Source organism: Enterococcus sp. 5H (genome assembly GCF_028128615.1).
Taxonomy (GTDB): domain Bacteria; phylum Bacillota; class Bacilli; order Lactobacillales; family Enterococcaceae; genus Enterococcus_L.
The window spans coordinates 131,462-144,404 of record NZ_AMDP01000014.1 but is presented as its reverse complement, the minus strand read 5'-3'; the positions used below and the strand labels follow the sequence as shown (position 1 = coordinate 144,404).

12 protein-coding genes are annotated in these 12,943 nt (G+C 35.7%); 2 read left to right on the top strand and 10 right to left on the bottom strand.

What is annotated here, in order from left to right:
• Positions 1-8 precede the first annotated feature (8 nt).
• Genes C240_RS04325 through C240_RS04305 form a run of 5 tightly spaced genes read right to left on the bottom strand, consistent with a single transcriptional unit; the run spans position 9 to position 4,668 of the window.
• Positions 9-779: a cyclase family protein gene (locus C240_RS04325; RefSeq protein WP_271491453.1), complete on the bottom strand. Its 771-nt coding sequence runs from the start codon at positions 777-779 to the stop codon at positions 9-11.
• A 34-nt stretch (positions 780-813) separates the two neighbouring features.
• Positions 814-2,133: a GntP family permease gene (locus C240_RS04320; protein ID WP_271491451.1), complete on the bottom strand. Its 1,320-nt coding sequence runs from the start codon at positions 2,131-2,133 to the stop codon at positions 814-816.
• Complete coding sequence (locus C240_RS04315; RefSeq protein ID WP_271491448.1) at positions 2,130-3,320, bottom strand: acetyl-CoA C-acetyltransferase; 1,191 nt, start codon at positions 3,318-3,320, stop codon at positions 2,130-2,132. The genes C240_RS04320 and C240_RS04315 overlap by 4 nt, the downstream gene beginning before the upstream one ends.
• 20 nt (positions 3,321-3,340) lie before the next feature.
• Positions 3,341-4,000: a 3-oxoacid CoA-transferase subunit B gene (locus C240_RS04310; RefSeq protein ID WP_271491445.1), complete on the bottom strand. Its 660-nt coding sequence runs from the start codon at positions 3,998-4,000 to the stop codon at positions 3,341-3,343.
• Positions 3,997-4,668 carry a CoA transferase subunit A gene (locus tag C240_RS04305; protein WP_333908791.1) on the bottom strand — a complete coding sequence of 224 codons (672 nt, stop codon included), beginning with the start codon at positions 4,666-4,668 and terminating at the stop codon, positions 3,997-3,999. The genes C240_RS04310 and C240_RS04305 overlap by 4 nt, the downstream gene beginning before the upstream one ends.
• A gap of 154 nt (positions 4,669-4,822) precedes the next feature.
• Between C240_RS04305 and C240_RS04300 the strand changes: the two genes are divergently transcribed.
• Complete coding sequence (locus C240_RS04300) at positions 4,823-5,710, top strand: LysR family transcriptional regulator (RefSeq protein ID WP_271491442.1); 888 nt, start codon at positions 4,823-4,825, stop codon at positions 5,708-5,710.
• A gap of 300 nt (positions 5,711-6,010) precedes the next feature.
• On the opposite strand, the gene C240_RS04295 is transcribed toward C240_RS04300, so the two are convergent.
• The 5 genes from C240_RS04295 to C240_RS04275 all read right to left on the bottom strand — a co-directional run bounded on the left by C240_RS04295 (position 6,011) and on the right by C240_RS04275 (position 12,152).
• Complete coding sequence (locus tag C240_RS04295; RefSeq protein ID WP_271491439.1) at positions 6,011-7,114, bottom strand: SLC13 family permease; 1,104 nt, start codon at positions 7,112-7,114, stop codon at positions 6,011-6,013.
• A 672-nt stretch (positions 7,115-7,786) separates the two neighbouring features.
• Positions 7,787-8,728: an NADP-dependent oxidoreductase gene (locus tag C240_RS04290; protein WP_271491436.1), complete on the bottom strand. Its 942-nt coding sequence runs from the start codon at positions 8,726-8,728 to the stop codon at positions 7,787-7,789.
• Between the two features lie 146 nt (positions 8,729-8,874).
• Positions 8,875-10,158 carry an ABC transporter permease gene (locus C240_RS04285; RefSeq protein ID WP_271491434.1) on the bottom strand — a complete coding sequence of 428 codons (1,284 nt, stop codon included), beginning with the start codon at positions 10,156-10,158 and terminating at the stop codon, positions 8,875-8,877.
• A complete protein-coding gene (locus C240_RS04280) occupies positions 10,159-10,839 on the bottom strand; it encodes an ABC transporter ATP-binding protein (protein WP_271491433.1) in 681 nt (226 codons plus the stop codon).
• A 194-nt stretch (positions 10,840-11,033) separates the two neighbouring features.
• Entirely contained in the window at positions 11,034-12,152 is a 1,119-nt protein-coding gene (locus C240_RS04275) for a glycerate kinase (protein ID WP_271491431.1), read from the bottom strand.
• Positions 12,153-12,344: 192 nt separating this feature from the next.
• Here C240_RS04275 and C240_RS04270 point away from each other — a divergent pair, with 192 nt between their 5' ends.
• A complete protein-coding gene (locus C240_RS04270; RefSeq protein WP_271491428.1) occupies positions 12,345-12,914 on the top strand; it encodes a YehR family lipoprotein in 570 nt (189 codons plus the stop codon).
• Positions 12,915-12,943 lie beyond the last annotated feature (29 nt).

Below are 12,943 nucleotides of genomic sequence, written 5' to 3'. Positions count from 1 at the left end.
ATCCCTTTCTATTCATCAATCATGGCAACTGCGCGAATCCAACCGCCGCTAGCACCTTTTATTTTTACTGGGAAACAACTGAATTTAAACCCTGTTGCCGGCACTTGATCTAAATTGGTTAACTTCTCAATTTGACAGTAAGCCTTCTCAATACCAGCAAAGTGACCTTCCCAAATAATACTTTTATCTTTAGATTCATCAAATTCTTTGGCAACCAGACCTAACGGACGATCCCAACTCCACGCATCAGTTCCCATCACATGAATTCCTTGGTCGATTAACCATAAAGTAACTTCTCTACCCATTCCGCAACCTGATGATAAGTATTCTACTGTTCCCCATTTTTTAGAGGCTCCAGTATTTACCAAAACAATATCGCCTGGTTTTAAAGTATAATCCAAACGTTTAAATTCATTTTTAAAATCTTCAATCGTCGCAGCTGAACCATCTGGTTTATGCGTAAAATCAACGACAACCCCATCTCCATAGCACCACTCTAATGGAATTTCATCAATTGTCCAAGCACGTTCTCCCTGATTCATCGTTGGATGGTAATGATACGGAGCATCTAAATGCGTGCCTGAATGAGTAGTCAATGTGACATATTCTAACGCCCATGCCAAACCTCCGGGTAGATCATCCACTGTAGCAGTTCCAAAAAAACTCAGCATATAGTCAATACTGTCCTTATGATTTTCATACTTAATTTTTGGAATCATTTCAACCGGATCAGATGGTAAATCATTTTCAATCGCAATACTCAAATCAACAAATCTCATTTTATTCTTCCCCCTAATTTATACGATCTATTTTTTAAAATATAACAGCAATCAATAATGCTGCAATAAACGCAATAAAACTACCGACAACGACAGAAATAAATAAGTTTTTATAGGTTTCTTTATGAGTTAACCCAGTTAACGCGTACATCGACAACAGTGCACCACATTGAGGTAAGCAAGTCAACACACCTGATGCAATCGCTGACATTCGATGAATTACTGCTGGTTCAATCCCCATCTCCACATAAGGTTGGACAAAGTTATTCATAACAATACCTAACGCTCCTGAAGATGAACCTGTTACACCAGCCATTGCGCCTGTTAAGACGGACAAACTAATTAATGGATTGCCGGGAATATTTTGAATCCCTTCCAAGATTGTTTGAAAACCTGCCGCAGAAGCCACTACTGAACCGAAACCAACTGCTGAAGCTGAGAAAATCGTTGGTGAAATGGCACCAGTTGCCCCTAAGTTCAACACTTCTTTGTGGCTAACAACATATGAATTAAACCCAATAGCAGAGACAATAATTGAGATTGCCAAAGCTGGGATAATAATATTACTGATTTTTAGGAAACTCCCAACAAAAATAATCACGATTAGCGTTACTAATGGCAGCAAACTTACTCCAAGACTAGGATTTTTCTTCTGCTCATCTTGATCCTCTTTTTTAGAATATTTGGGATCGAATGTTTCACCGTTAGCTAGGGCTATTTTCAGCTCGCGTTTCATGCACCAAATACCCCAGACTGTTGCTACAACAGAGGCTACAATTCCCAATATCGGAGCAGCAGTTAAAGTAGTTCCTAACGTCATCGTCGGAATTACATTTTGAATTGAAGGTGTGCCCGGCATCATCGTCATCGTTACTGTGCCAACACCAAGAAAATAGGGCGTAATAATTAAACGCCAAGGAATATTAAGTTTTTCAAATAAATTTCTCGCTAAAGGAACAACTGCAAACAACACTACGAATAGACTAACACCGCCATAAGTCAACAACAAGCTCATCAAAAAGATTGCAACTAAAACAGAAAATGGTTTCTCAGTTCCTGTTAATTTTAAAATACCATTTGCAATTGAATTGGCTGCACCACTTGTTTCAATATATTTCGCCAAGACTGAGCCCAACAAGAAAATAATGAAAAATGATGCCACAAATCCCGATAAACCGCCCATATAAGAATTAGTTCCTTTTAACAAACTGTCCAAAACCGGCATTTGATTGGTTACAATCACCAACAATGCACATAACGGTGAAATGACTAGGATGTTAAACCCTTTAAGGGATAGATAAATAATTAAGCCTGTGGCAAAAATTACACCTATAATTGCTAAGATGGCCATCATTCAGACCCCTTTCGCTCAACAATCACAGACACACCCATACCGCCACCAACACATAAAGTGGCTAAACCAGCTTTCCCTTTTGTCTCTTCCAAACCATAAAGCAGTGTCGTTAAAATTCTGGCTCCAGAAGCGCCGATTGGATGTCCTAAAGCAATTGCTCCACCATGAATATTTGTTTTCTCTAAATCCAAGCCTAATTCTCTCGCTACTGTAATCGATTGCGCCGCAAAGGCTTCATTAGATTCAATCAAATCAATTTCATCAATCGTCATCCCAACTTTTTCCAATACTTTTCTCGTAGAAATTACCGGACCATATCCCATAATATCTGGCTCTACGCCTTCAAAAGCATACCCTTTAATCGTTGCCATATAAGAAATATTTAGAGCTTCAGCTTTTTCCTTACTCATCAAAAGTATCATCGCTGCTCCGTCATTAATACCAGAAGCATTGCCAGCAGTGACCGTGCCAGATTCTTTAAACACAGCTTTTAGTTTCCCTAATTTTTCAATAGATAAACCTGAGCGTGGACCTTCATCGGTAGTCATTACTAACGGTTCTTGTTTTTTTCTTTCAATCGTAATAGGCACAATTTGTTCATCAAAAACATGTGTTTCTATTGCCACCAATGCTTTTGCTTGACTGTTTAACGCAAAAATATCTTGCTCTTCTCGGCTAATCGCAAACTTCTCAGCTAGATTCTCAGCAGTAATCCCCATATGAATACCAGAAAAGGCATCTGTTAAACCATCAGATAAAATTGTATCCGTTAATTGTCCATGTCCCATTCGCAAGCCCCAACGACTATCAGAAGAAACATATCCTGCCTGACTCATACTTTCACTGCCACCAACTAAAACGACCTCACGATCACCTGAAAGAATTGCTTGCGCGCCGCTAATCACAGCTTTTAGACCTGAACCACAAACATTTCCCACTGTTGAAGCCGGGACTGAAAATGGAAGCCCCGATTTTACAGCAATTTGCCGTGCTACATTTTGCCCTTTTCCTGCTGATAAAACATTGCCAATAATCACTTCTTCAATTAATTCTTTTTTTATACCTGATTTCTTTAATACTCCTTCAACAGCTTTCACACCTAAATCAACAGCTGAAAAATCTGCCAAAGCTCCTCCAAAAGTACCAATTGGCGTTCTCATTGCTGTTACAACCACAACTTCTCTCATATGCTAAACTCCTTTTCCCATTAAACAAGTAATGCTTGATATATTCCAAATTCCGCTTCAGTTTTCGCTTTGATTTCTTCTAAACTACTTTCTTCAGCGATTTCAGTAAGCGTTAATTGTCCATCGACAAATTCAAAAACCCCTAATTCAGTAATAATCATCGAAACAACCCCACTCGCTGTTAAAGGCAATTCACATGTTTTCAACAACTTGGGCTCATTATTTTTTGTAGTATGCTCCATTGCAATGATAACTTTTTTTGCACCAACAACTAAATCCATGGCACCACCCATTCCAGGAACCAATTTTCCCGGGATCATCCAATTAGCCAGATTTCCTTCTTGATCCACTTGTAATCCGCCTAATACCGTAATATCAATGTGCCCGCCTCTAATTAAAGAAAAAGATGTCAAGCTATCAATAAACGCACCGCCTTGGATAATACCTGCCGGTGCACCGCCAGCATTAACTAAGGTTGGAGATTGTTGCTCCGATGTCGGTTTATCAATTCCAACAACGCCATTTTCTGATTGTAAAAAAACCGTAATCTCAGGATCAATGTAATTTGCCACCAGCGTAGGCATCCCAATCCCTAGATTCACAACATCGCCATTTTTAAACTCTTTGGCTACACGTTGACTAATTTTTTCTTTCGCTGATAATTGTTTTTGCTGCATCATACGCTCTCCTTCACCAAAATTTTATCGACAACCACAAAAGGTGTGATGATTTCTTCTGGGTCAAGTTCGCCTGCTTTCACAAGTTCATCTACCTCAACGATGACCGTTTTAGCAGCTAATGCCATTACTGGATTAAAGTTTCGAGCTGCTTGTTTATAAATTAAATTGCCTAACTCATCTGCTTTGTGTGCTTTAATAATAGCAACATCGGCTCTTAATGCTTTTTCTAAGAGAAAATCTTGTCCATCTACCGTTACAACTTGCTTGCCTTGTGCTACAACAGTTCCTAACCCAGTTGGTGTCAAAAATCCGCCAAGGCCAGAACCTCCTGCATGGATCTTTTCTGCTAAAGTTCCTTGCGGTGTTAGCTCAACCTCAAGTTCGTTATGAATCATTTGTCTTCCAGTTTCACTATTCGTACCTATGTGTGAAGCAATAACCTTGTCTACTTTCCGCTGTATTATTAACTTTCCAGTGCCAAGTAAAGCTTGATCCTCCCCTGAAAAAACACCCGTATCATTGCTGATAATCGTTAAATGGTCGACTTGACTTTGACTAATTTGATCAATAATTGTTTCAGGAATACCAACAGACACAAAGCCGCCAATCATGATTGTGTCACCGCTATGAATAAAATTCATCAATTCTTCCTTTTTTACTTGCTTCATAATACTCCTCCAAACCTCCGGATAAAACGCTTGCATTTGTTTGTGATTCAATAATAACAATGTAAATCCCTTCTGTCTAAGACTTTTTTTTCATACGACCTATATGTTAAAGTTATAGGTATAAATTCAACTATAGAATCAGGAGGTTCTGATTATGGATATTAAACAGCTAAAATATTTTGTTACGATAGTTGATTCTGACAATAATTTATCTACTGCTGCTAAAAGAATGCATTTATCCCAACCTGCATTAAGTAAAATGATTAAAAACTTTGAAGAAGAAGAAAATGTTGCCCTTTTTGAACGTAATCAAGGAAAATTATCGTCTTTAACTGCTGTCGGAGAACTTTTTTATGAACAAGCTTTAGATGTTATTACTACATACGATGAAATGATGAAACACTTAGAAGACAAGAACGGTTTTTTAAAAGGAAGTATTACCATTGGAATTCCGCCGTTGATTCTTTCATTAGTTTTCGCTAATTTTTTATCGAATTTTATTCTTGAGCATCCGGAAATTCGGATCAACATTGTAGAAGAAGGTGCTTATGAGTTGAAAAAAATGTTGTTGGTCAATGAAATTGATTTAGCTATTTTACTGCAGCCAACAGAGCTTGCTGCAACAGAAGAATATACATTGGTGGAAGATGAACTTTATGCTTTTATGAGTACAAGTAATCCCTATGCTGCTAAAGATTTTATTTCGTGGGAAGAACTTGCCAAAGAACCTTTAGCCTTATTTAATGATACCTTCATGATTCATCACCTTGTTATGAGCTATTTTGATAAACGTAATCTAAAACCTAAAGTTAAAATCCAATCAGGCGCTTGGGATCTGTTACTAAAAACTACCTTTGATACACCATTTTTAACCATCCTACCTGCTCCTGTGAAAGATTTTATTCAGGAAAGAGATTATAAAGCGGTTCGAATTCACAACCCACTTTCATGGAAAGTAACTGTCTGCAGACAGAAAAAGAAAAATCATTTGAACATCGAAAATTTTGTTTTAGATAGCATTCTTACCTATTTTTCTGAATAGGTAACTGCAAAAAAACTAGAACCGAACAAAATTTATTGCTCAGTTCTAGGTGTAAAGTTAGCAAAAGTAGCAGTGTGAATATATGTGCGGCTTATTCACAATGTACTGAGATAGATATGGTCAAATATTTAATAATGGTGACCGAGTATATAAAAACAATTTTAAACCCGACACTGTTAAAATTGTTATTTCAAGTAATAATGTACCATTGAAAGAACAAGCATAGACTTAGTATATTACTGCTCTAGTGTGTATAGTAATGTTTTTAATGAGTTAGTCAAAACTGAATCAGCTATTTTTTTATAATATAAAACAAAATATTACAAGAAAAGCAATTAAAAAAATCAGGTTGAGTATACTAAACTTTAGTAAAAACTGCTTTGATTGACTAGGGTAATATTGCTTATAAATTCTAAAGCCAATCAGATTAGCTAAAGAAGCAATGATCGTACCCAAACCGCCCACATTTACACCCCAGAATAGTGCCTGTACTTGATTAGTAAAAGGAGCGATAAGAATAGCAGCGGGAACGTTACTAATTACTTGGCTGAGGACAATGCTTCCAACAAATGTCGTAGAATTTGTGGTAAATTGTTTTTTTAGTATAACTGAAACAACTTCTAGCTGAGCAAAGTTACCAACAGCTATAAAGAAAAAAAGAAATGTAGCAAGTATACGATAATCGACTTTCTTCAAGCTACTTGAGTCATAAATGAAAAGAAAAAAAACTGCGATAGGTATGGCTATATAATAGGCTAACACATCAAAAACACCTGCAAGAACTATTAAACTAATTAGTATTAAATAAATAATTTTACGTTTATCAAGTGGTGGCAGTGTCTCTTCTTGATTTATAAGAAGTTTCTTTTCAAGCCCCATGAATGAAACGATTAAGAAAATAATAGATATAAACAATAGGATAAACGACAAGCGGAAAAATTCAATTGTTGTTAATGAGTAATAAGAAAATAAAAATAAATTTTGTGGATTCCCAAAAGGAAAAAAACTACTCCCAAGATTTGCTGCGATAATCAACAGAACTGCACCTGTGATTTTATTATGCATGTTTGGAATTTTTTTTGTGATGGTTAAATAAATCGGCATAAGACTCAAAATGGCGACATCATTTGTTAATAGCATTGAACTAAAAAGAGATAACAATGTTATATTTCTAATCAACACACGACTATTGGAGGAGATATCAATTAACTTTATCGCAATATAATTCAAAATACCTAATTTTTCAATGTTAGCGACCAATAGCATTAATCCAAAAAGACAAATAATGACTTTAAAATCAACTGATTCAAGTGAAAATTCACCAAAAAAGCAACTAATAAGTGCAATCAAAAGAGAACATAAGAATAGGAGATCGTTCATAAAAAAAGAGCAAATTCGATTCAATATAAGCAGCCTTCTTTCATACTAAATAACTTCTTTTTCAATTTACGTTAGAGTAGAAGATTTATCAAGAAAAATATCTATCTAAATTTCCAAAAAGATAAAGGGAAAGTGTATCGATAAGAAATAGACTTGTAAATTTAATTGTTATTATGTGCAAATAAAGCAATTTCGAGTGGTGAACCTTTGTTATAGCAAATATCAAATATAAATTTACGGAATAAATATTTAAAAAAACTATATTTCCACTTCCACTGTTTCTTTCTCATTAACAACCTTTTTATTGTTAAACTCATTATTTGATATTCCCAGTATTCCATTAATGGATTTTATAGTTGTAATTTACAAAAAAGTGTGTGGAGTAAAACTAAAAATCAGTTTTACTCCACACACTACACCCGAATAAACGGCGAAATCAGAAGCAACCACTGTGCTTCGTTACAATCGTATCAGTCTCTAAGATCATTGAAGGTTTCTGAAATAAGTTGACCTTCACACAAATTTGAAGAGCAATTTTCGTGAATTCCTTCTTATTGCTGTAAAACACAAAGAAAATCGAGTTGATATTACACAGTTCCTAAATGGTTCTCTGAACTAAACACTTTTTTCTTGGCCTCTTTATACTGTCCCATCCTCATTACACATAATATTTTTTCTTTTTTCTCAAAACTCAATTTACTTATCCATATTAATCACAATTTTACCAACTGCATGATGGGTTTCACTTAAAGCATGTGCATCATAAATGCCTTGCCTTGAAAACGGAAAAACTTCACCAATCACTGAAACAACTTTACCAGATGCCATCAAATCGGCGATTTCTTGTAATTGTTTACCATTTGTTTGTAGCCAAATACTTTCAGCTTGAATATTTTTTTCTTTTGCTAACGTTTCATCAGCAATCCCGACAATTGAAATCAACCGACCTGTGTTTGGTTTAAGTACAGAAAAGCTTGATTTTTGAACGTCTCCGCCCATTGTATCAAAAACTAGATCAATGTCAGTTAACACATCTGCAAAATTAGTGGTATGATAATCAATCACTTCATCTGCTCCTAATTTTTTCAAAAGCTCATGATTTTTTTCACTCGCTGTAGTAATCACATACGCACCTGCTTCTTTAGCAAATTGGATAGCATACGTTCCCACACCGCCAGCTCCAGCATGAATTAAAACTTTTTCGCCTTTTTGTAATTTACCATGATCGAAAAGTGCTTGCCAAGCTGTTAAACCAGCTAAAGGAACTGCGGCAGCTTCTTCAAATGAAACTGATTCTGGAATTTTTGCTAATAGATTTTCATCTACAATTGTTTCTTCTGCATACGTACCAAAACGAGTTGTTTCCGGACGAGCGAAAACACGATCACCAACTTGCCAGTCTGTCACTTGGCTGCCCACTTCAGTAATCACTCCTGCCACATCCCAGCCTAAAATAATTGGAAATTCCCAATCAAACATTTGTTTTAAATAACCTTCTCGTAATTTCCAGTCAATCGGATTGATCGATGTTGCTTTTTCTTTAATTAATACTTGATTTGCTTTTAATTCTGGTAGAGTTACATCTTGTTCTGTTAGTTCATCTTTACTTCCATATTGATTGATTACGACTGCTTTCATATTTTTGATTCCTCCGTTGTTTAATAAAATGTGAACTTAGTATACTCCTAAATCAATGTTGAGGTAAAAAATATGCTTATGAGGATAAAAAAAGTGGTAATAAAAACTATTATCGTTTTTACTACTCACTTTCTAATTAACTTCTTTTACTCATAACGTAATGATTCAATCGGATCTAACTTAGCGGCTCTTCTCGCTGGCAATGTTCCTGCTAAGAAAGCAATCAACATAATCACTAAAATAATCACCGCAGAATATGGTGCCGAAAATTGAATTAATGTAAAGCCTGTCAGTTCTTTTAAGAATGAATCAGCTGCTGCTTGGTTAACTAGCGCACCTACACCCATCGCGCCTAAAATTCCTAACACTGAACCTAAGAAACCAATTAATGCAGCTTCAACACTGAAAATCATAAAGACTTTCCCACTACCAAGTCCCATTGCTTTCATTAAACCAATTTCGCGCGTCCGTTCTTGAACAGACATATACAAAGTATTGATGATTCCGAAACTTGCTGCTAATAACGCAATTGCGCCAAACATTGTTAAAACGCCTGTAATAGCATTAATGACATTTCGGATCATTCCAATCTCGTCTTCAACAGTTGAGCTTGAGAAACCAGCATCAGATAAACGCTCTTTAATTGCGTTGATTTCTTCTTTTGAGCTATTTTTATCCGCTTCAGCAACAACCATACCGTATTTATTTTTTAAATTGTCTGGTAACCCTTGTTCATTAATCGATACTAACTTATCAATCAAAGCACTATTCATCAATGACATACCGCCTTGAATCAAGCTAGTATTACGTACACCAACAATTTTCGCTTCTACTATTTCCTCTTTTCCTTCAAGTGAAGAAGACGCTCCTAATTTTACTGTTTTACCGATGGCATCTTCGCTTGATTTGAAACCTAGTGATTTAACATATTCTGGTGCTAAATTGATTTCATAATCACTACTTTTTTGAGAAACTTTTTTCCCTGTTTCTAAATCAATATTCATGTCATCCATGGTCATTGTTGCTGAAAATACGTATTTTTCACCGTTGTTACCTTCGATGTAATCAATGGCAGCAGATCTGACTGGGCTGACATCTTTGACTCCTTTAACGTCTTGAATTTTTTCTATATCTTTATCATCCAACATTTGTTGTTGCTGCATAGAGCTTGTTTTTTTATCGGGATCATATTTTGCCGGTTCGTCGCTGTTTCCCATGCTGACTTCCATTTTTGGTTGAACAAAGATTTGATTTTCACCGCCGACACTGCCGACTTGTTTGTCGATATAGTCATTAACACCGATATTAACTCCTGTTGTTAAAGCTATTGTAAAGGCTCCGATAAAAATAGCGACTATCGTTAAAATGGTACGGCCTTTATTGCGCATTAAATTTGAACTAGCTGATTTTAAAATATCACTGATTTTCATTTAGTTGTCCCCTCCTACAATAAGTCCATCTCGAACATGAATTTGTCGATCACAGCGCTCTGCTAACTCCGGATCATGCGTTACAATTATTAACGTGATCCCTTTTTTCTTATTCAAATCGAATAAAAGCTGTTCGATCTTTTCACCTGTTGTAGAATCCAGATTACCCGTAGGTTCATCTGCAAAAATGATTTGAGGGTTATTAACTAACGCTCTAGCAATACATACTCGCTGTTTTTGTCCTCCAGATAAATTATTGGCTTTGTTATTGATTTTATCGTCTAACTCAACAGCTTTCAGAGCTTCAAGTGCCATCTCTTTACGTTTGCTATTTGAGATACCGCCAATTTTTAACGGTAGCATAACATTGTTTAAAACAGTATCTTTAGGATTCATAAAAAATTGTTGGAAAACAAAACCAAATTCTTTATTTCTAGTTTTGTTTAAGGCTTTTTTACTAATACTAGTAACATTTTGATCGTTTAGTAAAATTTCACCCGATGTTGGTTGATCCAATAGTGCTAAAATATGCATAAAAGTAGATTTCCCAGAACCACTTTTCCCAACGATTGCGACAGACTCCCCTGCTTCAATTTTTAAATCAACACCTTTTAGTGCATCAAATTTTGTTTCATTTCGTCCATAACTTTTTTTGATATTTTTTGCTTCGATGACAGACATATTACCCCTCCATTATTTGTGAATCCATTTCAAACTTACCTAGCCTATTTTGAACTAAGTCTCAGCACTTGTCATGGTACTTAAGTCCGATCTATTTATGTAAAAACTCATTTTTATAAAAAAACAGCTGCGGCTCGTTTACTCAGCTAACCACAACTGTTCTTGTCTATTTTATAACAAAAAACCAACCTTTTTCATTTAACTAAACTTACTAAGCGAATTGTTCGTTCTGCACACCTTTTGAGGTTCTGTTCTGCATTTATCATCGCTTGTTCCAAGGTGGTCAGGTCGTCAATAATCGGTACAATTACGGATACACCTTCTTTAGCGAAAAGTGTTTCGTCGCCTGAAAAACTACCGACAAAAGCAATAACAGGCACTTGGCGTTTTTTAGCTAAGCGACCGATTCCCACTGGAACTTTCCCTTGTAAACTCTGCTTATCCATTTTCCCTTCACCTGTGATAACCAAATCCGCTTCCTGAATTAATTTTTCTAAACTTGTTTGTTCTGAGATAAAATTAAATCCCGAATAAGTAGTGCCTTTTAAAAATACCCGAAGAGCAAAACCAATTCCACCAGCAGCACCATCACCTTCAACAGATAAATTTTCTCCCGTAATAACTTTTTGATAATGCCGCATACTTTCTTCATAATCTGCTAATTGATCTTCTTGAATTCCTTTTTGACGACCAAACATATACACTGCCCCACTATCACCTAACAACGGACTAGTCACATCTGAGGCAATTATGAAAGTAACATCGGCTAATTGTGGATTAAGATTTTTTACTGAAAAATATTCAATTTCTCCCAATTCTCCTCCCGTAGTTGACAGCAAGTGATGCTGTTTATCAAAAAACTCTACACCTAATGCAGCAAGCAAACCGACGCCGCCATCAACCGTCCCGGTGCCGCCTAAACCGACAACAATTGTCTTTGCGCCTTGTTTTATAGCTGCTAAAATTAATTCCCCAGTTCCATAGGAAGATGTATTCAGCGGATGTGTTTTTTGAGTTCCGTCTAAAAATTGAATCCCAGATGCTGCGGCTGATTCAATAACAGCTAATTTTTCCGTTTCGAACCAGCCAAAATCGGTTGAAATCTTTTGGTTATACAGTCCATGAACAACGGCAGCTATTTTCTTACCATTGTTATTTTTGACCACAGCATCAACAGTTCCTTCGCCACCATCCGCAATTGCAACCTGAGTGATTTCATGCCCATACTTAGAAAAAACTTCTCCAACTATTTTGTTGGCTGTAATACTCGAAATTGAACCTTTCATTGAATCAATAGCTATGACAACTTTCATTTATATCACTCCTTTCAATCGCCTATCTTTAATTAGATGATAGCACTATTTGACACTTCAGACACAAGTTCTACATACCTAACAATATTTTCTATCCTAATTTAAAAACATCTGTCATTTTAATCTTCCAAAGATAATCAAACTAGTGTAGAGTTAAATGGATACAATAATATATTTAATTAGGAGGAAAAAATGAAAAAGGGGATTTTATCACTTGCAACATTAGGTTTAGGGATTTTAATGATTGGTTGTTCTAACGTCAAAACTAACAACACTTCAGCAACAAAAAATAGTGTGAAAACTGAAAATAAAGCGGACATTCAAGAATCAAGTTCAATAATTAACACAGAATCATCCGATGATGAACCAGTTGCTCTAAAAACTGCTACTTTTGAGATTGAACAAAATGGAGTTAACATTCAAATGGTTTACAGCTACATGGGAGATTTAGTTTTAAAACAAACAACAACATCTATCGGGAATTATGCAGCTATGGGAATTGACTCTAAAGAACAAGCGCAAGAAGCACTTGCAAGCGTGGTAGAGCAATTCAGTAATGTTAAAGGAGTTACTCATACTATCGATTATCAAGAAGATCAATTAATTGAGAATACAGAAGTAGACTATTCAAAAGCTGACTTACAAGAAGTAGCAAAATTGACTGGTTCGATAGTAGATGAAGGTTCAGAAAATGCTAAGTTTGTTAGCATGTCTCAATCTGAAAAACTATTATTAGATAGCGGTTATACAAAAGTAGATTAATATTAAAAAGCAGTAGAGAGAAAAACGTT

Bases quoted from the DNA above. Each gene is read 5' to 3' on its own strand.
- C240_RS04325 (WP_271491453.1), bottom strand. From the start codon at position 779: ATGAGATTTGTTGATTTGAGTATTGCGATTGAAAATGATTTACCATCT.
- C240_RS04320 (WP_271491451.1), bottom strand. From the start codon at position 2,133: ATGATGGCCATCTTAGCAATTATAGGTGTAATTTTTGCCACAGGCTTA.
- C240_RS04315 (WP_271491448.1), bottom strand. From the start codon at position 3,320: ATGAGAGAAGTTGTGGTTGTAACAGCAATGAGAACGCCAATTGGTACT.
- C240_RS04310 (WP_271491445.1), bottom strand. From the start codon at position 4,000: ATGATGCAGCAAAAACAATTATCAGCGAAAGAAAAAATTAGTCAACGT.
- C240_RS04305 (WP_333908791.1), bottom strand. From the start codon at position 4,668: ATGAAGCAAGTAAAAAAGGAAGAATTGATGAATTTTATTCATAGCGGT.
- C240_RS04300 (WP_271491442.1), top strand. From the start codon at position 4,823: ATGGATATTAAACAGCTAAAATATTTTGTTACGATAGTTGATTCTGAC.
- C240_RS04290 (WP_271491436.1), bottom strand. From the start codon at position 8,728: ATGAAAGCAGTCGTAATCAATCAATATGGAAGTAAAGATGAACTAACA.
- C240_RS04285 (WP_271491434.1), bottom strand. From the start codon at position 10,158: ATGAAAATCAGTGATATTTTAAAATCAGCTAGTTCAAATTTAATGCGC.
- C240_RS04280 (WP_271491433.1), bottom strand. From the start codon at position 10,839: ATGTCTGTCATCGAAGCAAAAAATATCAAAAAAAGTTATGGACGAAAT.
- C240_RS04275 (WP_271491431.1), bottom strand. From the start codon at position 12,152: ATGAAAGTTGTCATAGCTATTGATTCAATGAAAGGTTCAATTTCGAGT.
- C240_RS04270 (WP_271491428.1), top strand. From the start codon at position 12,345: ATGAAAAAGGGGATTTTATCACTTGCAACATTAGGTTTAGGGATTTTA.